At 55.3% G+C, this 18,734-nt stretch carries 20 protein-coding genes; 15 read left to right on the forward strand and 5 right to left on the reverse strand.

Annotated features, from left to right (window positions below; translation table 11 throughout):
* From asnB to LNA76_RS10030, 3 genes are all read left to right on the forward strand, one after another.
* Entirely contained in the window at window positions 1-1,908 is a 1,908-nt protein-coding gene (gene asnB / locus LNA76_RS10020) for an asparagine synthase (glutamine-hydrolyzing) (RefSeq protein WP_268253688.1), read from the forward strand.
* Window positions 1,909-1,959: 51 nt separating this feature from the next.
* Entirely contained in the window at window positions 1,960-2,844 is an 885-nt protein-coding gene (locus LNA76_RS10025) for an EamA family transporter (RefSeq protein ID WP_125277086.1), read from the forward strand.
* 370 nt (window positions 2,845-3,214) lie between these two features.
* On the forward strand, window positions 3,215-3,367 hold the full coding sequence (locus LNA76_RS10030; protein WP_162988100.1) for a hypothetical protein: 153 nt from the start codon (window positions 3,215-3,217) through the stop codon (window positions 3,365-3,367).
* Window positions 3,368-3,428: 61 nt separating this feature from the next.
* Here LNA76_RS10030 and LNA76_RS10035 read toward each other — a convergent pair whose 3' ends face one another.
* Window positions 3,429-4,925 (reverse strand): sensor histidine kinase, encoded by a 1,497-nt coding sequence (locus tag LNA76_RS10035; RefSeq protein WP_230019012.1) that lies wholly within the window; start codon window positions 4,923-4,925, stop codon window positions 3,429-3,431.
* A 371-nt stretch (window positions 4,926-5,296) separates the two neighbouring features.
* Window positions 5,297-5,980: a LuxR C-terminal-related transcriptional regulator gene (locus LNA76_RS10040; protein ID WP_108728108.1), complete on the reverse strand. Its 684-nt coding sequence runs from the start codon at window positions 5,978-5,980 to the stop codon at window positions 5,297-5,299.
* A gap of 269 nt (window positions 5,981-6,249) precedes the next feature.
* Between LNA76_RS10040 and LNA76_RS10045 the strand changes: the two genes are divergently transcribed.
* Window positions 6,250-6,582, forward strand: coding sequence for a hypothetical protein (locus LNA76_RS10045; RefSeq protein ID WP_108728107.1), 333 nt, complete (start codon window positions 6,250-6,252; stop codon window positions 6,580-6,582).
* Between the two features lie 366 nt (window positions 6,583-6,948).
* On the opposite strand, the gene LNA76_RS10050 is transcribed toward LNA76_RS10045, so the two are convergent.
* Complete coding sequence (locus tag LNA76_RS10050) at window positions 6,949-8,562, reverse strand: ABC-F family ATP-binding cassette domain-containing protein (RefSeq protein ID WP_230019013.1); 1,614 nt, start codon at window positions 8,560-8,562, stop codon at window positions 6,949-6,951.
* A gap of 488 nt (window positions 8,563-9,050) precedes the next feature.
* Here LNA76_RS10050 and LNA76_RS10055 point away from each other — a divergent pair, with 488 nt between their 5' ends.
* Window positions 9,051-9,692 carry a DsbA family protein gene (locus LNA76_RS10055; RefSeq protein WP_094195622.1) on the forward strand — a complete coding sequence of 214 codons (642 nt, stop codon included), beginning with the start codon at window positions 9,051-9,053 and terminating at the stop codon, window positions 9,690-9,692.
* 104 nt (window positions 9,693-9,796) lie between these two features.
* On the opposite strand, the gene LNA76_RS10060 is transcribed toward LNA76_RS10055, so the two are convergent.
* Complete coding sequence (locus tag LNA76_RS10060) at window positions 9,797-10,447, reverse strand: carbonic anhydrase (RefSeq protein ID WP_094195623.1); 651 nt, start codon at window positions 10,445-10,447, stop codon at window positions 9,797-9,799.
* A 108-nt stretch (window positions 10,448-10,555) separates the two neighbouring features.
* On the opposite strand from LNA76_RS10060, the gene cynR reads away from it, so the two are divergent.
* A complete protein-coding gene (gene cynR / locus LNA76_RS10065; RefSeq protein WP_094195624.1) occupies window positions 10,556-11,443 on the forward strand; it encodes a transcriptional regulator CynR in 888 nt (295 codons plus the stop codon).
* A gap of 45 nt (window positions 11,444-11,488) precedes the next feature.
* Here cynR and LNA76_RS10070 read toward each other — a convergent pair whose 3' ends face one another.
* Complete coding sequence (locus tag LNA76_RS10070; RefSeq protein ID WP_094195625.1) at window positions 11,489-12,025, reverse strand: ureidoglycolate lyase; 537 nt, start codon at window positions 12,023-12,025, stop codon at window positions 11,489-11,491.
* Window positions 12,026-12,247: 222 nt separating this feature from the next.
* Between LNA76_RS10070 and ccmA the strand changes: the two genes are divergently transcribed.
* From ccmA to ccmI, 9 genes are read left to right on the forward strand one after another with little or no spacing between them, the layout of a single operon-like run.
* Window positions 12,248-12,868 carry a cytochrome c biogenesis heme-transporting ATPase CcmA gene (gene ccmA, locus LNA76_RS10075; protein ID WP_230019014.1) on the forward strand — a complete coding sequence of 207 codons (621 nt, stop codon included), beginning with the start codon at window positions 12,248-12,250 and terminating at the stop codon, window positions 12,866-12,868.
* Window positions 12,862-13,530: a heme exporter protein CcmB gene (gene ccmB, locus LNA76_RS10080; RefSeq protein ID WP_094195627.1), complete on the forward strand. Its 669-nt coding sequence runs from the start codon at window positions 12,862-12,864 to the stop codon at window positions 13,528-13,530. Before ccmA ends, ccmB begins: the two co-directional genes overlap by 7 nt.
* A gap of 5 nt (window positions 13,531-13,535) precedes the next feature.
* Window positions 13,536-14,267, forward strand: a complete 732-nt coding sequence (gene ccmC, locus LNA76_RS10085; RefSeq protein WP_094195628.1) for a heme ABC transporter permease CcmC — start codon at window positions 13,536-13,538, stop codon at window positions 14,265-14,267.
* Window positions 14,267-14,452, forward strand: a complete 186-nt coding sequence (ccmD, locus tag LNA76_RS10090; RefSeq protein ID WP_230019015.1) for a heme exporter protein CcmD — start codon at window positions 14,267-14,269, stop codon at window positions 14,450-14,452. The genes ccmC and ccmD overlap by 1 nt, the downstream gene beginning before the upstream one ends.
* Entirely contained in the window at window positions 14,445-14,894 is a 450-nt protein-coding gene (gene ccmE, locus LNA76_RS10095) for a cytochrome c maturation protein CcmE (RefSeq protein ID WP_094195629.1), read from the forward strand. The genes ccmD and ccmE overlap by 8 nt, the downstream gene beginning before the upstream one ends.
* The gene (locus tag LNA76_RS10100) at window positions 14,891-16,864 is read left to right on the forward strand and encodes a heme lyase CcmF/NrfE family subunit (protein ID WP_230019016.1); all 1,974 of its coding nucleotides are present in this window, start codon (window positions 14,891-14,893) and stop codon (window positions 16,862-16,864) included. Before ccmE ends, LNA76_RS10100 begins: the two co-directional genes overlap by 4 nt.
* Window positions 16,861-17,391, forward strand: a complete 531-nt coding sequence (locus LNA76_RS10105) for a DsbE family thiol:disulfide interchange protein (RefSeq protein ID WP_094195631.1) — start codon at window positions 16,861-16,863, stop codon at window positions 17,389-17,391. Before LNA76_RS10100 ends, LNA76_RS10105 begins: the two co-directional genes overlap by 4 nt.
* Complete coding sequence (locus LNA76_RS10110) at window positions 17,388-17,861, forward strand: cytochrome c-type biogenesis protein (protein ID WP_094195632.1); 474 nt, start codon at window positions 17,388-17,390, stop codon at window positions 17,859-17,861. The genes LNA76_RS10105 and LNA76_RS10110 overlap by 4 nt, the downstream gene beginning before the upstream one ends.
* Window positions 17,858-18,733 (forward strand): c-type cytochrome biogenesis protein CcmI, encoded by an 876-nt coding sequence (gene ccmI, locus LNA76_RS10115; RefSeq protein ID WP_094195633.1) that lies wholly within the window; start codon window positions 17,858-17,860, stop codon window positions 18,731-18,733. Before LNA76_RS10110 ends, ccmI begins: the two co-directional genes overlap by 4 nt.
* Window position 18,734 lies beyond the last annotated feature (1 nt).

Raw genomic sequence — 18,734 nt, forward strand, 5'->3', positions numbered from 1 at the left:
ATGTGTGGTTATGTCGGGATGTTCTCTGCAGTCCCTACGGACTTGCCTAGAAATATGTTTGATCAGGCACTGCGTGAAATCCATCATCGCGGGCCAGATAGTTCCAGCACCTGGTTTGATCCCATGGGGCAAGTGGGTTTTGGTTATGTACGACTTGGCTTGGTGGGGTTGGGAAATGGTACCCAGCCTATCGTTGCAGACGAGGGCGACCTGGTCCTGATGGTGAATGGTGAGTTTTATGACTACAAGCGCATTCGCAAAGAGCTGGAAGAGAGCGGCTGCTGCTTCAAGACGTCTTCGGACAGTGAAATTGCGCTGCATTTGTACCGGCGTCATGGCGTGCGCGCTCTTAAAGAGCTGCGTGGCGAGTTCTCGATTCTTTTGTATGATCGCGCACGTCGTCAACTGATTGCGATTCGGGACCGGATCGGTGTCAAACCCTTGTACTACGCCGAGCACAATGGTCGCTGGTACTTTGGGTCCGAGATCAAGGCCTTGCTGGCAGCCGGCGTTCCTGCCCAGTGGGATGAGGACTCGTACGCGAATCGCTACTTCATTTTGCGCGATCGTACGGTGTTTCAGAAAATCCGTAGCGTGCGACCAGGCTCCTGGCTGATTGTGGATCAAAGCGGAGTCCAGACCGAGAGCTATTGGGATTGGAGTTTCCCGGATTCTGCCAAGGCCATGGAAGCCCGCTCTGAGCAAGAGCAAATTGAAGGTTTGCGCGCGGTGATTGAGGAGTCCGTCAAGCTGCGTCTGCATGCGGATGTACCCATCGGGGTGTGTCTGAGTGGTGGTCTGGATTCTTCGGCCATGCTGGGCATGTGTACTCAATTGCAAGGTCAGCAGTTGCAGGCGTTCCACCTTTCCTTTGAAGGGGAAGAGGGCTATGACGAGCGCCATTTTGCCGAGATTGCCGCCCAGCATAATCAGGCGCACATGAATGTACTTAGCGTCAGCTCCAACGACCTTGCAGACAATTATGAACATGCTCTCTGGCATGCTGAAGTGCCGTTCACCAATGCACACAGCGTAGGCAAGTACTTGCTGTGCAAATTCGTGCAAAACAATGGCATGCGGGCGGTGATTACGGGGGAAGGGGCCGACGAGGTCTTTGCCGGTTATCCCTATAGCCGTCGGGACATGGTCTTGTACGACAACCAGGGGCAGGATCAGGCCGTGGTCTCCGAGCTCTTGCAGCAGATGGGTGCTGGTTCCAGCCGTTATCTGGACAGCCAGGAAGTGGGAACTGCCTGGGTGAACCGCGAGTTGGGGCACAAGGTTTCCTGGCTGGACGGACAGGCAGGGATTTTTGATCCTTTGGCTAGTCTGTACAGCACCGGCTTTATGGACAGAAACGCGTATCGCGATCCTTACGGTCAGTTCTACAACCGCCTTAAACCGCATTCCTTTGCGGCTTGGTCGCCCGTGAATCGCGCCTTGTATATGGTCGCCAAATCCAGTCTGCCCAATCTGGTGCTGACTTCGCTAGGTGACCGTATGGAGATGGCAGGCAGCCTGGAAGGGCGGCCGCCCTTGCTCGATCACCGAGTCGTGGAATATGCGTGCAGCCTGGCTGTACCCATGAAGGTGCGCGGCAAGACGGAGAAGTACGCGTTGCGTGAAGCAATGCGGCCTTATCTGCCTGCTGAAATCTACGGGCGCAAAAAGCAGTACTTTCGTGCGCCGCCAGCTAGCTTGGCGCCTCAGTCCCGACTACATCAATTTGTCAGCGACACCTTGCATAGCGATCTTTTGAATCGTGTGCCCTTTTTTGATGCCGGTCGAGTCAGAAATTTCCTGAAGAAAATCCCCTCGCTTTCCAGCGAGCAGCGCTTGTCTGCCGATCACTTGTTGATGGAAATCGCGGGGCTTTGCTTGATGCAGAAGCGGTTTTCAATCAACTAGTGAAGCAGGCCGGGGGATTCGAACCCCCGGTCTTGTCTGGAGCTGTCGGACATGCAAAAAAAACACCTGATTCTTGCCATTTTGGTCACGCTGGTTTGGGGAGTGAATTTCCCGATCACCAAGCTAGGGCTGCTATCCATGGAGCCTTTTCTGCTGACGGGGATACGCTTTACCTTGGCGGCTTTGCCGTTGGTGTTCTTTATCCCCAAGCCGAATATTCCATTCCGCTATGTCGTCATTTATGGCTTTATCTTTGGTCTGGGCATGTGGGGGATTATCAACTATGGCATTGAGGTGGGTGTCCATCCGGGCGTGGCCTCGCTGCTGATTCAGCTTAGCGCCTTCTTTACCATGGGCTGGGGCGCCTTGCTGTTCAAGGAGCGCTTGCGAGCCACGCAGTTGCTGGGAGCCGTGATCGCGTTTGTGGGGCTGGTGGGGATCCTCTTGTCGCAAGGTGGTGGGGATGCCACCTTTGGGCTGGTGCTGGTCGTGCTCAGTGCCGTGTCCTGGAGTATCGGGAATGTGATCATCAAGCTCTCTGGTGTGAAGGAGATTTTCTCGTTCATGGTGTGGGCCAGCTTGTTCCCGCCTATCCCGCTATTTATCGTCTCGTACTGGCTGCATGGGGCCGAGCCTTTCACCACCTTGCCAGAGGCGATCAACCTGATGTCGGTGATGTCGATTCTGTTTCAGGTCTATCTGGCAACGCATTTTTCTTACTGGGGCTGGAATTCCTTGCTCAAGCTGTACCCGGTTTCCACGGTGGCGCCTTTGTCTTTGTTGATCCCGGTGTTTGGGCTGGGTAGTTCCATGCTGATACTGGGCGAGCAGGTTAGCTTTGTGGAGGCCCTGTCTATCAGCGCCATTATTGCGGGTCTGGCCTTTGGGCTTTATAAAGGGCCGATGCGTCCGGTTTCCTATTCAGCGACGCGTTAGGAGCTTTGGGGTTTGCCAGTAGGCGCAGAGTCCTTGTACGAGAAGCTGTCTACGGAGTCAGCCTAGACTTTGGAGTATGCGCGTCTGGCTTATGTCGGTCAGGTGGCGGATCGCTGTGACACAAGGGGAGAGGAAGCAGAACGTTTGGCGCGGGAACTACTTGGGAGCCTTAAGCAGGCTTTGTAAGGGTGCGTCAAAAATCACGCGGCTTTGATGCTTTGGAAAGCGTCAGGTTTCTCGCATAGAGGCAGTGAGTTTGATCGTGATATTTCAATTCGCTAAGCACAATAGCTTCAAGACCTTGTTGTCAGTGGGCAATTGCTGCTGAATTCGGCCCTCGGATCCACCGCCCTCAGTGTTCGCAGTCAAGATGACGGGGACGAGTCACCCATGTTTTTTCATCGCTACCAGGGTAGTCGTCTCCAGTGTTATCCGCGCCGCCTACAGCCTGCTGGGTCTGCAAACCTACTTCACCGCAGGCGTCAAAGATGGCGGCGTGCAGAACTTCTTGTTCAACGTCTGACCTGTGCCGAGGCAATAGAGTAAGGCTGGAGTGGGGGTATTGGTGTTCAAGAGCCCCCGCTTCAGCTTGTAGGTGTGTTTAGATTGATACTGAGGAAAACCAGGGTTCCCTGTGAGTTTGATTCAATATTGAAACTTCCCCCCAGACGCTGAGCGCGAGCAGCCATGCTCCGCATGCCTACACTGAGTCCGGCATTGAGTACGGAGTCCACGTTAAATCCAATGCCATCATCCTGAATACGTATATGTAGTGAGTCTGTGTCGGCTTGAGAGCAGACAATAGTGACTGATCGGGCGGCGCTGTGTTTAATAACGTTGGCCAACGCTTCTTCGATCAAACGAGTCAGGGCCAGACATATCAGGGTGCTAGGCTGTGTTTTCCAATGTTGATCCAGTTGCCAAGTGGACTGAATATTCAATTGCTCGAATAATCGCGTGAAGCGATGGCGTAACGGAGCAGCCCATTGAATGGGGGAGGTCGGAGCATTGGCCCCAGCGCTGGAGCCGTGGTCAATGACCTGACGCAAGTCGTCCCGCAAGGTTTTTAGCAAAGAGAGCATACGTTCGTTAGACAGTGCTACGGACGACTGTTCAACAAAGGCCATACTGCGCACCAGACTACCACCTAGGCCGTCGTGCAGATCATGCACGATGTCCAGGCGTTCACGGAGTGTGGCGTGTCGGATGGCCTGCGCATGTTCTCGCTCCAAAACGTCTTTCAGACTCTGGCGAGCAAGGGCGATACCTTGCTCCAGTTCAGTATTGAACGATTCAATACGTTGCATGTATAGAACTAGACGTGCTCCTAGCAGGGATGCCATGACTAAAGTGGCCATGAGACCCGCTATGGCCCCCCACATTTGATGGGCTTGCCAGCCTCCCAACAGACGTATTAAGTCGTGAATGCCGACGATAAGGAAAATGAGCCAACATGCGGCCAATAACAGGTGCTGAGGCTGTGGGTTGCGCCAGGCGATGATTTGGCAGTGCACACACGTAGCTAGAAAGATCAGGGCAGACGTTAGCCAAACCAGTTCAACTAGCGGACGGGGGGCGAAAAGCGAGATCAGTATACCCAAGGCGTTACATAACCAGAGGATGCGTTCTATGCGTGGCAGTGTTTGTCCGGTGAAGCGCCATGTGAACAGGCAAAAGCTCAATACATAAAGTTGAAAGCTGATATTGTTGGCGCGGGAGTACCAGAGTGTTGAGTTAAATGGCCAAGGAGACAGAGCCAGAATAGTAGACAGATAGACTACCCAACATAAGGACATGACAGCGTACCAGCCGTAGGCCCGTTCGCTACGGCGCAAGCACCAGACAGCAAAGAACACGCAGCCCAGTGCACTGGATAGGCCCAGGGTGATGTAGTAAATCAAGCGTTGACGCCAGACACTTTGAGTGTGCGTTTGTTGAATATCGGTGGCCAAACCGATCTTGACTCTCCCCAGGCCTGGTGACAAGGTGGCGGGGCCGGAAGTACGTATCCAGATGGTGTTTTCTCCGGCCAGTAAGGCAGGGGCAGGCAGTGTCCACCAGCGGGGCATATTCCAACTCATGGATAGAGGTTCGGTAAGTGATCGATCTCGCCAGAGTAAGGTGGAGTTAATGTAAATTTCTCCGGCCATGCTGATGCCGTCCACACTTACGCCAATGGGGGTGCGGAGTAGTTCCTCAAAAGGGCAATTTGTAGCCCAGGTGAGTTGATACCAGACAGCTCCTTCATGCCTTGGCCAGCGTGTTGTCCACAGATCAGGCAGGGTAATAGTCGTCCACCCGGTATCTGGTTTGACTGCGAGCTTATTGGTTTCAGGAGCCGCGCTGATTAAGAGGCTGTTGGGGATGCAATTTGGATTTCCTAAGGCGGGCTTACCCCAGAGGCTCAGTGTGATTAGCAATAAATACAGTAAGTGCGCTCCAGCGCGCAGGCTCATGGAATGACCCCACGTGCCCGTGCAGTCTTGATGGCCAGCGTTCGTGAGGAAACTGCCAATTTGCGATAAATCCGTTTGACGTGGCTTTCTACCGTGTGGTGCGATAGAAACAACCGTTCGGCTATTTCCCTATTGGTCAGGCCATCAGCCACCAGAAGTAGTATTTGTCGTTCACGGTCACTCAGTCGCTCTTCTTGGGGGGCGCTGATGGTGGTAGGGAGGGTTGGCAATAGCTCGAGGATGCGTCGCGCAATAAATGGATCGATCGGGGCACCACCCCGCAGCACACTGCGTATTGACATAGCTACCTCAATATCATCCCGTTCCTTCAAAACATAACCGGTAGCCCCTGCACGCAACGCGCTCAAGATGGATTCTTCCGTGCTCCAGGCCGAGATAACCAGTATCCCCAGTCCTGGGTCATCTTTGCGCATCGCTTCTATCAGGCTTAGTCCGTTGCCATCGGGCAGCATCAAGTCGACTAGGGCTAGAGCGACAGGGCCCATATCTAGGCAGTCCCTGGCTTGTGCCAATGAACCCGCAAATAGTAAGGCGTCTTGTGGGTAGCCGAGTTGCAGCAAAATGTCTTGTAAACGCCGCTGCAGCAACGGCTCATCCTCGACGACCAGGACAGGGACCGGCAGGGCAATATCAACGGGAAGGAATAAAGAATCGCTCATGCCTGAAATCGGAGTGGTGGCTGTAGAAGAGGGGAGGGTGGAATCCACATCTCTTAGTGTCCTGGCATTCTAAGAGTATTAATACGCTTTGGACATGAGCAAAGCTGAAATCTTGCAGTGGGGATTGCAAATTACCGGGTTTCAGGGATATGGCAAAAAATGTCAGCACCGTAATATCTGGACATTAACTAAATTGCTGGGTCGTGAGGTGGTTCTATGACTCAGCGTTCCCATTTGATGGTCTATTTATATTCAATTACGGATCTACTATGTTTAAAGTCAGCTCATTTTTGCTTTCTGTTGTTGTGTTGGGTGGTAGCGTGTTGCCTACGACAGCTTCGGCAGCGGACCGGCGCGTAAAACTCGTTAACAAGTCGGGTGTTACCTTGGTGGAGTTCCACGCTTCGCGTTCGAAGGTTGGGGATTGGGAAGAAAATATTATTGCAGGCCAGCCATTGAGGTCTGGTCAATCCATGATCGTGAATGTTGATGATGGCACGGGCGCCTGTGAGTACGATTTTATGGGTACGTTTTCTGATGGTGATGTTGTGACTAGTATGGAGAATGACGTTTGCGTGTTGGAAGAGTTTACGTTTGAGTAATCCAGATAGATCTTGATCTATCCGTACATTTTGGTCGTGCCATAAGCACGTTTAATTGGCGAATTAAAGTACGGATGTCGCACCTTGTACGTATGCTTCTTTTCTTTGGGGGTCATATAGACAAGGCAGCCTGGAGAGAATTCAGCTCAGACTTTATACAGGCAGGGTGGTCAATTTATTGCTTGTCTTGCGAAATGGTCGGTGTGTCTGTGTGAGGCCAGTGCATAAGGGTTGAGTTTTTTCAGGCGGTGAGATCTTGGTCGGATGGCGTAAGTTCACCAGTACTTCATTTTGTCTCTGACTTGAACGAGACAGGTGGCTAGTTAATGATAGATAACGGGGGCGAGTCACTGGTGTTTGTACTTGCTACCAAGGCCGCAAGCTCCAACCTTCCTCACTAAATTCCAGCCGTTCCGTCAGTCCAAGATTGTTCATGAAGGCATCGTCGTGCGAAACCACCATCAGCGTGCCCTGGTAGCTGTTCAACATGGTTTCCAGGGCCAAGGTGGACGGCAGGTCCAGGTGGTTGCTAGGTTCATCCAGAAGCAGCAGTTGTGGTGGGGGATCAGCGTACAGCACGCAGGCCAGAGCGGCTTTTAGCCGCTCGCCACCGCTCAAGGTCCCGCTGGGGCCGGTGACTTTTTGGGCGTCTAGTCCCAGTTGTGCCAGACGCATGCGTAAGTCACCCTCGCTGCTTTTGCGGTTGACGGCCTGTATCTGCTCCAGCACGGTTTGCTGTGGATCCAGATCGGCCAAGCCCTGATCCAGATAAACATGTTGTGGCACGACTTTGCAGTGTCCAGCAAGCGGTTCCACTTGGCCTGCAATGACCTTGAGCAGCGTGGATTTCCCGCAGCCGTTCGGGCCTATGACACCTACCCGTTGCTGGCCGCTTAGTAGCAGCGTGACTGGGGTTTGGTCGGCCGGGACATAGGGGAGTTTCACCTCATCCAGTTCCACAACGCGCTGACGGGTCAGCGGCATCAAGGGTAGGGCGTGCAGATTGATGGTGCTGTCCTGCTCAATCAATTCGGCGGCTTCCTGTATGCGTTGTGCTAACTGCTTTTGAGCCGTCACGTGTTGCTGGTGCAGTTTGCCGGTGGTGGCTTCACTGCGGCCCTTTTGCCTGTCCAGCAGGATTTTGGCCTGATTGGCTTGCTTGCCTTGTTGATTCCCGCGTGCCTGTCTACGCTCTTGCCGTTGGCGTTGCTCTTGCATGGTGCTTTGCGCGCGCTGACGTTCCAGCTTGCGGTGCTCCAGTTGGTTCATGGCGCTTTGCTGTTCCAGGGCTTTCTGTTCGGCGTAGTGGCTGTAATTGCCGCCATAGCTACGCAGCCCCAGGGAAGATAGCTCCACAATGCGCTCCATTGTGTCCAGCAGTTGGCGGTCATGGCTGATGAGCAGCAGGCCGTGGGGCCAGTGTCGTAATTGCTCGATCAAGGCAAGCCGGTTGTTGCGATCCAGGTGGTTGCTGGGTTCATCCAGAATCAGGAAATCGGCCTGAGACAGCAAGGCATTGATCAGCGATACTCGCATAGCCTGGCCGCCGCTTAACGTTTCGGCAGGTGTCTCGGCATTGAGATGCCCTAAACCATTGCGCTCCAGCGCTTCTTGCAATTGCTGCCGAATATCCCAACGGTCTTCGATCAGATTGAAGTCTTCCACGGCACTACTGCCAGCTTCAATCCGGGCCAGTGCGTCCAGGGTTGGGCCTACGCCCGCCAGATCAGCGACGCGCAAGCCACTGACGGACGCCACTTGCTGCGCCAGATAATGGACTTTTCCCGATCGCAGGCAATGGCCGCTGCTGGGTTGGAGTTGCCCAGCCAGGATTTGAGCCAGAATGGTTTTGCCCACGCCATTGCGTCCGACCAGGCCTGTGCGCCGCGAGTCGAAGGTTTCGTTCAGTTGGGAAAACAGAGTCTTGCCTTGCGGCAAGGTATAGGAGACGCCTTCCAGCGTCAGATAAGGATTCGTCATACGAGATGCTTGCATTAATGCCAAGAACTCCCCCTGCGTGATGGGGGTGGGTGGAGACTGGCCGTCTAGGGGACGGCGGCATTAGTGGCGCATTAGACGAATACCTCAGGGGGAATGAGTCGAAGCCACACTATAAAAGGATTTTGCCGGGAAGGTAAAGCCGGCCGGGCTCTCAAGAGAGCATTGAAAGTCGTGTCATCTCATCACAGGAGCTGGTTTGGGTTCAGAAGCCTGGGCTTGTCTTACGGTTTGGGGATCTTGTCTTACCGGTTTCAGCGCGGTGAGGGCTTTGTTGCTGTAGGTCGCTTGAAATAACGAGCCGCGCGAGACGGCCACCCAGCAGGAAACGAAGTTTATTTCCTGACGTTTATTCAATAAAGTGGAGTTCTCGGCTTTTCATCCTCTGCGTCGTTTCATGTCTGGAGGCCAGGATCAGGAGTGCCTTTTCTCTCCCATTCCGGGAAGCCACACCATTTTGAAGGAATGCCATGAACACGTTCAATTTGCCTGCTCGCTCGATTGTGTATGTGCAGGATGTGTATTGCGGTTGGTGCTGGGGTTTTGCCGAACGCATGGTCGAGTTCGAGGTGGCCAACAAGCACCGGATACCGTTTACCGCTGTTTCAGGGGGCTTGTTCGTGGGTGATCGGGCTGCTCCCATGTCCCGCTACCCTTATATTTCCGAGTCCAACAAGCGCATCACGCAAATGACAGGGGCGAGGTTTGGGGCTGCTTATCAAGCTTTGGCAGAGGAAGGGACTACGGTTATGGACTCTCTGGATGCGGCAACTGCCTTGGCTGTGTTGCGTGCGCAAGACTCGGAGCGGGCCATTCATTGGGTACACGAGTTACAGCAGGCCTTCTATGTGAACGGACGCAGCTTGTCGGATCAGGAGGTCTGCCTGGGGATTGCCGCTGCTGGTGGTCTGGATGTGGAGATGGTTCGACGCCATTTGACTGACGGTTCAGGTCGGGAGCAAGCCTTGGCGGACTTCGCGTTGGCGCGAGCCTTGGGCGTGCAATCCTATCCGACCTTATTGTTTGTGGATGGTCGAGAAGTGACGCCGCTACCTGCGGTTGGGACCCCTTTGGAAATGCTGAATCAGTCCTTGGACTCCTTGTTGGGCTGATCAACATGTAGCCATAGTGTGCTGCGCTTGGCTAAAAGGCTGGCAAGGAGCAATTAAAAACGCCATGCAAAAGCATGGCGTTTTCTATTCAAACCTGGGAGGGCTTAGCCGCGTCTTAAGGGCGCAACACACACATCCGGGTTGTCTGCCAAGGACACAAACTTCATGCTGCCACCGTCATAGGCGTCGATGGTGCCCGACTCAATGTCGTAGACCCAGCCATGCAAGGTCAAGCGGCCTTCGGACATGGCCAGACGCACCGAAGGGTGGGTCTGGATATTGGCCAGTTGGGCCACCACGTTTTCACGCACCATGGAAGCAATACGTTCCTGCTCGTTGGCGTGGGTGCGGGCTTCATTGACCAGACGTGCCGAGTCGGCATAACGCAGCCAGTGCTCCACGGCAGGCATGTGGTCCAGGCACTGACAGGAAGCAATCGCGGTCATGGCGCCACAGTCCGAGTGACCACAGATCACGATATCGGACACGCGCAGGGCGGACACGGCGTATTCCACCGAGGCGGTCACCCCACCGGGTTCCGGGCCGTAGGAGGGAACGATGTTGCCAGCGTTACGAATCACGAATAGATCACCGGGTTCACGTTGTGTCACCAGCTCTGGGACCAGACGGCTATCGGAGCAAGAGATAAACAAAGCGCGGGGGTTTTGTTGTGTGGCCAGATTTTTGAAGAGCTTGGCGCGCTTGGGATAGGCTTCCCGTTGGAATTTCAGGAAACCGTCGATAATGTCTTTCATCCTTGTCCTTGTAGTTCGGCTTGGATAGAAGATTAACGCTTCATGGTCATAAGGTAAAATACCGAATTCTGATGCTTTCCATTGGGTTTACTTATAGAAAGGCCCTGTATGCTTTTGCGCCATCTTAATTACTTTCTGGCGGTTGCCCAGTATCAAAGCTTTACCCGCGCTGCGCGTGCCTTGCACGTGTCTCAGCCGGCCTTGTCACAACAGGTGCGTCAGTTGGAGGAACATCTGGGCGTGCAACTGTTTGATCGTACTGGGCGGCTGGTGCGTTTAACGGATGCGGGTGAGGTCTATCTGCGTTATGCCCGCCAAGCCTTGCAGGATCTGGAAGAAGGACGGCGGGCCTTGCATGATGTCAGTGACTTGAGTCGAGGCTCCTTGCGTGTGGCGGTGGCACCGACGTTTACTTCTTACCTGATTGGCCCTTTGGTGGAGGCCTTTTACCGGCGCTATCCCAATGTGCGCCTGGTGGTGCAGGAAATGTTGCAGGAGCGCGTGGAAACGCAACTGGTCGAGGACGAGTTGGATATTGGTATTGCTTTTGAAAAGCCCACGTCAACTGCGGTGGAGTTCCAGCCATTATTGGTGGAGACCTTGGCGTTGGTCATGAGTCGTACCCACCCTTTGGCCGAGCGACGCAGCATTGATAGAGACACCTTGACGCGTGAGTCCTTGGTGTTGCTAACGCCGGAATTTGCCACACGTGAACAGATCGAACGTTATTGCCGACAACATGATCTGGACTTGAAGGTATCGATGGAGTCGAACTCGCTCAATGCCGTGATCGAGGTGGTGCGGCGCACGGGTCTGGCGACCTTGCTGCCTGCTGCGATTGCCAGCAATAGCGAGTATTTGGTGGCGGTGAGTCTGGAACCGGCCCCGCCACAACGGCGGGCTATTTTGATGCAGCGCAAGGGCGCTTACCAGTCCGCTGCCATGCGCGCCTTTATTGAGCTGGCGCTGAAATACGGCGCGGCATCGACGTTTTAAAGTAGGTGTCGGACAGAGCGATTGTGATGCGCTACTGCAGGCACCTTATAGCGACACCAGCACACTTTGCTCCAGAGGGCGCAGCTCGCTTTCTACAGCCGGTTTGCCCTCGTTCAAATGGGCGACCAGATCGACTGTGGTTGACATGCGTGTCAACATCAAACAGGTCACTTCACCCTGGGCAACACGGCTGCTGTGCCAGCAACCGGGCCGCATGCACACACCTTGCCCTTGAGCAATGCGGAAGGCTTGCAGGGTGGATAAATCCGGGCCGCCTTCGGCTGTGCTTTCGGCCACGATATGGATCACTTCGCCAGTCAGCGGGATCAGTGCCTGTTGCGTCAGCAGGTGATTTTCCAGGGTTGTGATGGTGGGATCCTGAATACGGTAATTCACCCATAACACTTCGGTCTGCTTGTTTTGACCTGTGTCAAACGCATGTTCGTGCCAAAAGTCTGTGGCGGCATTGCTGAAAGCAGCCGTCGCAGGTGCAGTAGCCAAGCCTTTCCCTAACATCCAGCCATAAGGCTCAAACGCCTCTGGGCTTAGCGGCTGGGGAACCAGATTAATTGAAGTATTCATGATCAATCACGTGAAGAAAGTGCTATGGCGGCATATTAGCAAAAATGGCAACTCGGGTCAGGATTGGCCTAGATCAATAAGCTTGAGTTTCTGACGGTTATTGCGGAACTAAGTCAGGTATCCCCTGTCTTGAAAGAGGCTCGTCATTACTTAGCGAGCTAAGCAAGCCGCCTTTTTCGATGGGCGGCTTCGCTCTGTCTGCTTTCTTGATAAGGAGGTGCTGTGCTTGACGCTGTTTCGCTGACCTGTAAACGGGGCCAGCGTCGTGTGTTCTCCGAGCTGAGCCTAAGGCTTGAAGCTGGCCAATGCTGTTTGGTCAGTGGGCCCAATGGTAGCGGCAAAACCAGCTTGCTGCGTATCTTGGCCAATATCGCCCAGGCCGATGAAGGCCAACTGATCTGGCGCGACCGACCTGTGCAAAGCAACGATAGCGATTACCGGCAACAGCTTGTGTACGGCGGCCATGCCCCCGGCTTGAATGGCAGCTTATCGGTGCAAGAAAACCTGGATAGCCTGCTTATGCAGGATCGTGTTCCTTTGGAGCGGGACGCCTGTGATCAGGCGCTGCTGGCAGGCAGTTTGCTGGCTTACCGTCGAGTGCCGGTAAGGCAGTTGTCGGCAGGGCAACGCCGCCGTGTGTTTTTGGTGCGTCTGGCGCTCAGCAACCGTCCCTTATGGATTCTGGACGAGCAACTGACCGCGCTGGATAGTGCCGGTCAGAAGTTTCTGGGCGAGTTGATTGCACAGCATTTGCACAAACAGGGCGCTGTCATTCTGACCAGTCACCAGACCTTGCCCTGGGATTTGGAGGTGCAGCACCTGGATCTGGGGCAGGCATGTTGAATCTCTTTTTAGCCTTGATGAAGCGCGAGTGGCGCTTGGCGATGCGTCGGCCCGGCGATGTGCTGATTCCCCTGGTTTTCTTTCTGGTGGTGTGCAGCCTGTTCCCTTTGGGCGTGGGAGCAGATGCGGCCTTGTTGTCCAAGATGGCCCCGGGTGTGCTGTGGGTGTCGGCCTTGCTGGCCACGCTGCTGTCATTAAGCCGCCTGTTTGAACAGGACGAGCAGGACGGCGCGTTGGAGCAGGTTCTGTTTTCCCATTTGCCGCTTAGCCTCTGGGTTTTGGGCAAGGTGTTGGCGCATACCTTTTTGACTGGCGTGCCGTTGCTGTTGTTGGCTCCCATTCTGGGGCTGCAATTCAGTCTGCCTACGTCCAGTCTGGGTGTGTTGATGGTGTCCCTGGCGCTGGGGCTGCCCGTCCTGACCTTGTTGGGGGCGATTGGCGCGGCCTTGGTGCTGGGTTTGCGTTCAGCAGGTGTCTTGCTGGCTCTATTGATTTTGCCCTTTTACGTTCCCGTTCTGGTCTTTGGGGCGGGGGCGGTGCAAGCGGTTCAGGCCGGGTTGGGTGCACAAGCGCATCTGTCCGTTCTGGCCGCTTTTTTACTGTTGGCTTTGTTCTTTGCGCCACTTGCTACGGCAGCGGCGTTGCGCCTTGCTCTTGAGTAAATTCCATGAACTTTTTGTATCGTTACGCCGCCCCTCAAAACTTTTATGTCCTGGCCGGACGCATTGTGCCGTGGGCCGCTGCATTGGCCCTGTTGCTGTTCGTGGCAGGGGCTTATGTGGGCTTTTTCCTGGCCCCGACGGATTTCCAGCAAGGCGAGGGTTACCGCATTATTTTTCTGCATGTACCGGTGTCCTGGATGTCCATGCTGATTTACCTGGCCATGGGTTTCTGGTCCTTGATCAGCCTGGTTTTCAATAGCCGTACGGCAGCCATGATGGCCGCTGCACTGGCACCGACCGGGGCGATCTGTACGGTTTTGTCCTTGGTGACTGGTGCGCTGTGGGGCAAGCCTATGTGGGGCGCCTGGTGGGTCTGGGATGCCCGTCTGACGTCCGAATTGTTGCTGCTGTTTCTGTATATGGGTTTCATGGGTTTGCGCGGGGCGATCGACGACCCGCGCCGCGCGGATAAAGCCGCCTCCATTCTGGCCTTGGTCGGGGTGGTCAATGTGCCCGTTATCTATTTCTCGGTGCAATGGTGGAACACCTTGCATCAGGGGGCTTCGGTATCGCTGACCAGCTCGCCTTCCATGGCGACCGTCATGCTGACGGGCATGTTGCTGATGAGTCTGGCCATGTGGTGCTACAGCATTGCCATCGCACTGTATCGGGTGCGCAATTTGATTCTTGAACGTGAGGCGCATACCGCCTGGGTTCGCAACTTGACGGAGGGCTGATGATGCATTGGTCGAGTGTGGGCGATTTTTTCGCTATGGGCGGCTACGCCGTGTACGTATGGGGCTCGGTGCTGGCCTGTACCGTATTGTTGCTGGGCGAAGTGCTCAGCGTACGGGCAGGACGGGCACGCGCCTGGCAACGGGTGCGTGATGAGCGCGCCCTGGGAGAGCAGCGTCATGACTAAGCGACAGAATCGTCTTGCCCTGATTCTGGGCGCTTTAGTGGTACTGGGAGCGGCAACGGCTTTGGTCCTGAACGCCTTTCAAAGCAGTCTGGTGTTCTTTTTCACCCCTACTGAGGTTAGCCAGGGGCAAAGCCCTGAAAACCGGACTTTCCGGGTGGGCGGCATTGTGCAGATGGACAGTATTCGCCGTGGTGGAGCCCAAGGTATGGCTGTGAATTTTGTGGTGACAGACGGTGCGGCCCAGGTGCCCGTTAGCTATACCGGAATTTTGCCGGATCTGTTTCAAGAGGGGAAAGGCGTGGTGGCCCAAGGCCGCCTGAACGAGCAGGGCCATTTTGTAGCGGAAGAAGTGCTGGCCAAGCACGATGAAAACTACATGCCGCCTGAGGCCATGCATGCCATGGAGCAGGCCGAGCGTGCCAAACAAGGAGCCCAGCCATGATCCCGGAGCTTGGGCACTTTGCCCTGATTCTTACCTTTGTGCTGGCGCTGGCTCAAGGCATTGTGTCCTTGTACGGGGCCTGGCGCGGCAATCTGGCCTGGATGGCCTTTGCGCGCCCGGCAGCGCGCTGGCAATTCGGTCTGGTGGCGTTCAGCTTGCTGTGTCTGGCCTGGTCCTTTGTCAGCTTTGATTTTTCTGTTGCCTATGTGGCGCAGAACTCCAGCACCAAGCTGCCTTTGTTCTACCGCATTGCCGCAGTATGGGGAGGGCACGAAGGCTCGCTCTTGCTGTGGATGTTCATGCAAACAGGCTGGGCTTTTGCCGTCAGTGTTTACTCGCGCTCCTTGCCTGAAGCCATGCTGGCTCGGGTGCTGGGTGTATTGGGGCTGATCACCGCCGGTTTCCTGCTGTTTGTCCTGCTCAGTTCCAACCCCTTTGAGCGCATGTTCCCGGTGCCGGCTGAAGGTTTGGACCTGAACACGCTCTTGCAGGATATTGGTCTGATTATTCACCCGCCCTTGCTGTATATGGGCTATGTGGGTTTTTCGGTGGCCTTTGCCTTTGCGATTGCTGCTTTGCTGGCAGGCCGTCTGGATGCCAGTTGGGCACGTTGGTCGCGTCCCTGGACAACCTCGGCCTGGTTGTTCCTGACCTTGGGGATTGCGGTCGGTAGCTGGTGGGCCTATTACGAGCTGGGGTGGGGCGGCTGGTGGTTCTGGGATCCGGTGGAGAACTCCTCCTTTGTGCCCTGGTTGGCGGGTACTGCCTTGATTCACTCTTTGGCGGTCACGGAGAAACGTGGCAGCTTCAAGAACTGGACCGTATTGCTGGCAATCAGCACCTTCTCCTTGTCCATCTTGGGCGCCTTCCTGGTGCGCTCCGGTGTGCTGACGTCGGTGCATGCGTTTGCGACAGACCCGGCCCGTGGTGTGTTCATTCTGAGTCTGTTTGCCGTCATTGTTGGTAGCTCCCTGATTCTGTTTGCCTGGCGCGCACCGCGTGTCGGGGCAGGCGGGCAGTTTGCCGTGGTGTCGCGTGAATCCTTGCTGCTGGTCAATAATGTTTTGCTGGTGGTGGTGACAGGTACAGTCTTGCTAGGAACCTTGTACCCGCTGATCATGGATTCCTTGGGCCTGGGCAAAATCTCGGTAGGCCCGCCTTATTTCAATAAGGTGTTTGTCCCTTTGATGATCCCGGCTTTGGTCTTGATTGTCTTTGGTGTGCTGGCGAACTGGAAACGAGCCAACGTTCTGGATCTGGTGCGCCAACTGGCCTTGGTGATTGTGTTCAGCGTCGTGTTGGGTGCCGCTATTCCGTTGCTGTATGGGCAATGGCAGGGCACTGCCGCCTTGGGGGCGGGATTGGCCGTGTGGATCGTGCTGGGCAGCTTGTTCGATGTGGTCAAGCGTGTGCGCGCCACGCGTTCAGGCGTGTTCTCGCAACCACGTAGCTGGCTGGGACAGCATCTGGCGCATATGGGGGTGGCGGTTTTTGTTCTGGGCGTGACCATGGTCAGTCATTACGAAACAGAAACCGACGTTCTGTTGCAGCCTGGACAGACCGCGCAGGTCGGCGCGTATGACGCACGTTTCCAAGGCGTACATATTGTGCCCGGTCCGAATTACTCCGCCGAGCGTGGCACGGTGGAGCTGTTGCGGGACGGCAAGGTGGTCGCTACCTTGTACCCGGAAAATCGCACTTACCTGTCCTCGGCCTTGCCCATGACGGAATCGGCGATCAATACCAATGGCTTGCGTCATATTTACGTGGCGCTGGGCGATAAGTATGACCAAGGCGTCTGGAGTGTACGTCTGTACTACAAACCGCTGGTGGACTTTATCTGGCTGGGTTGTTTGCTGATGGCCTTGGGTGGCGCACTGGCGATCAGTGATCGACGCTATCGTGTCAAGCAAACTCGTACCGCTGTACAGAACAAGGCCATGAATACGCACAAGCAGGTGCAGGCATGAACCGTTTTACCGTCCCTTTGATCGGCTTTGTGCTGTTGTTGGTGTTTCTGGGTATTGGTTTGACCTTGAAACCCAGCGAGGTGCCTTCGCCCTTGGTCGATAAACCGGCCCCGGCGTTCAGCCTGCCTCAATTGCACAAGCCTGAAGCCAGTTTTTCGGGGGAGCAAATGAAAGGCCGCGTCTGGCTGTTGAACGTGTGGGCCTCCTGGTGCTATCCGTGTTTGACAGAGCATCCTTTTATCAAGGAGCTGTCCACCAAGCACAAGGTGCCGGTTGTGGGTCTGAACTACAAGGATGTACCCGAGGAAAGCCGTGAGTGGTTGCTGCGCAATGGCAACTCTTACGAGGTTTCCGTTATGGATCGGGACGGGCGTGTGGGCATTGATTTCGGTGTGTATGGTGTGCCGGAAACCTTTGTGATCGACAAGCAGGGCATTGTGCGCTTCAAGCACATAGGCCCCGTGTCGCGTGAGTCCATGGAGGAAACCTTGTTGCCCTTAATTCGTCGTTTGGAGCAGCAGCCATGATGATGCGTCAATGGATGGCGGCACTGGTTGCCAGTGTGTGGCTTTTTCTACCGTCTGCCCAAGCCCAGTCGGGGGTGCAAGGTGCGCAGGAGTCGGTGATGCTGGAAATCGCGGCTGAGCTGCGTTGTCTGGTGTGTCAGAACGAGTCTATTGCGGCGTCGCGTGCCGAGTTGGCCGTGGATTTGCGCCATCAGATCATGGAACAGCTGGGCCAGGGCCGTACCCCGGATCAAATCCGTACATACATGGTGGACCGCTACGGTGATTTCATCTTGTATCGCCCGCCTTTCAAAGCCAGCACGGTGATGCTTTGGTTGGGGCCTGCCCTGTTGCTGTTGATCGGTTTTCTGGTTTATGCCTTTACCTTGCGCCGTCGACACCGTGCCGGTGATGACACGGCCCTGACCGATGAGCAGCGTCGTCAAGCCGATGCGCTTTTGCAAGGTTCTTCTCGGGATGAACAATCGTGACTATTGTTTTTTATATCGTGGCCGCACTGCTGGTCTTGGTGTGTGCGCTGTATTTGATGTTAAGCGTCAAGCGCAAACCGGCCTTGCAGCGAGTGGTGGAACACAAACAGGCCAATCTGGCGATTTTGCGCGAGCAGCTCAAAGAGATTGAGCGAGACAAGCAGGCGGGTGTGTTGTCTGCTCAGGATTTCGAGCAGGCGCAGATGGATTTGCGCCAACGTGTACTGGAGGAGAACGAGGGCCTGAAAACGGAAGCAGTGCAACAAACCGGTGCACCCAGGCTGGCTTGGACCTTGATGCTGAGTATTCCGCTTGCCGCCATCGCCTTGTATTTTTATCTGGGTAATCCGGTGATGCTGGACCCGGCTGCCGTGCAGCAGCAGGCCAACGCCCAGCCCGTGGATATTGAGGCCATGGTGGCCCGTCTGGAGCAGCGTCTCAAAGACAATCCGGATGATCCTGGTGCCTGGTTGATGATGGCCCGTTCGCATCGCTATTATGGCCGTCACCAGCAAGCGGCAGAAGCTTATGCCAAAGCCATGCCGGTCGTGGACGGAGATCCGGCTGCGCTTGCCGAGTATGCCGAGTCCATGCTGTTGGCAGGTATCGACACCTTGGATGGCTTGCCAGGCCGCCTGGTCAAGCGGTCGCTGGATCTGTACCCCGAAGAACCTTTGGGTTTGATGCTGGCTGGAGCGGCTGCCTTGCATAACGAGCAATACCCGGCAGCGATCGATTATTGGCAGCGTTTGTTGGCGCAGTTCCCGCCAGATTCGGAAACCGCCAAGGTAGTGAATCAAGGCTTGCAACTGGCGCGCGAACGTATGCGTATGCCGGCCACGCCTGCAGCGGAACCTGCTACGGCCCCTTGAT

The organism is Alcaligenes sp. MMA (genome assembly GCF_020907215.1).
In the GTDB taxonomy this organism is placed as follows: domain Bacteria; phylum Pseudomonadota; class Gammaproteobacteria; order Burkholderiales; family Burkholderiaceae_B; genus Alcaligenes; species Alcaligenes aquatilis.

Bases quoted from the DNA above. Each gene is read 5' to 3' on its own strand.
- asnB (WP_268253688.1), top strand. From the start codon at position 1: ATGTGTGGTTATGTCGGGATGTTCTCTGCAGTCCCTACGGACTTGCCT.
- LNA76_RS10025 (WP_125277086.1), top strand. From the start codon at position 1,960: ATGCAAAAAAAACACCTGATTCTTGCCATTTTGGTCACGCTGGTTTGG.
- LNA76_RS10030 (WP_162988100.1), top strand. From the start codon at position 3,215: ATGACGGGGACGAGTCACCCATGTTTTTTCATCGCTACCAGGGTAGTC.
- LNA76_RS10035 (WP_230019012.1), bottom strand. From the start codon at position 4,925: ATGAGTTGGAATATGCCCCGCTGGTGGACACTGCCTGCCCCTGCCTTA.
- LNA76_RS10040 (WP_108728108.1), bottom strand. From the start codon at position 5,980: ATGAGCGATTCTTTATTCCTTCCCGTTGATATTGCCCTGCCGGTCCCT.
- LNA76_RS10045 (WP_108728107.1), top strand. From the start codon at position 6,250: ATGTTTAAAGTCAGCTCATTTTTGCTTTCTGTTGTTGTGTTGGGTGGT.
- LNA76_RS10050 (WP_230019013.1), bottom strand. From the start codon at position 8,562: ATGACGAATCCTTATCTGACGCTGGAAGGCGTCTCCTATACCTTGCCG.
- LNA76_RS10055 (WP_094195622.1), top strand. From the start codon at position 9,051: ATGAACACGTTCAATTTGCCTGCTCGCTCGATTGTGTATGTGCAGGAT.
- LNA76_RS10060 (WP_094195623.1), bottom strand. From the start codon at position 10,447: ATGAAAGACATTATCGACGGTTTCCTGAAATTCCAACGGGAAGCCTAT.
- cynR (WP_094195624.1), top strand. From the start codon at position 10,556: ATGCTTTTGCGCCATCTTAATTACTTTCTGGCGGTTGCCCAGTATCAA.
- LNA76_RS10070 (WP_094195625.1), bottom strand. From the start codon at position 12,025: ATGAATACTTCAATTAATCTGGTTCCCCAGCCGCTAAGCCCAGAGGCG.
- ccmB (WP_094195627.1), top strand. From the start codon at position 12,862: ATGTTGAATCTCTTTTTAGCCTTGATGAAGCGCGAGTGGCGCTTGGCG.
- ccmC (WP_094195628.1), top strand. From the start codon at position 13,536: ATGAACTTTTTGTATCGTTACGCCGCCCCTCAAAACTTTTATGTCCTG.
- ccmD (WP_230019015.1), top strand. From the start codon at position 14,267: ATGATGCATTGGTCGAGTGTGGGCGATTTTTTCGCTATGGGCGGCTAC.
- ccmE (WP_094195629.1), top strand. From the start codon at position 14,445: ATGACTAAGCGACAGAATCGTCTTGCCCTGATTCTGGGCGCTTTAGTG.
- LNA76_RS10100 (WP_230019016.1), top strand. From the start codon at position 14,891: ATGATCCCGGAGCTTGGGCACTTTGCCCTGATTCTTACCTTTGTGCTG.
- LNA76_RS10105 (WP_094195631.1), top strand. From the start codon at position 16,861: ATGAACCGTTTTACCGTCCCTTTGATCGGCTTTGTGCTGTTGTTGGTG.
- LNA76_RS10110 (WP_094195632.1), top strand. From the start codon at position 17,388: ATGATGATGCGTCAATGGATGGCGGCACTGGTTGCCAGTGTGTGGCTT.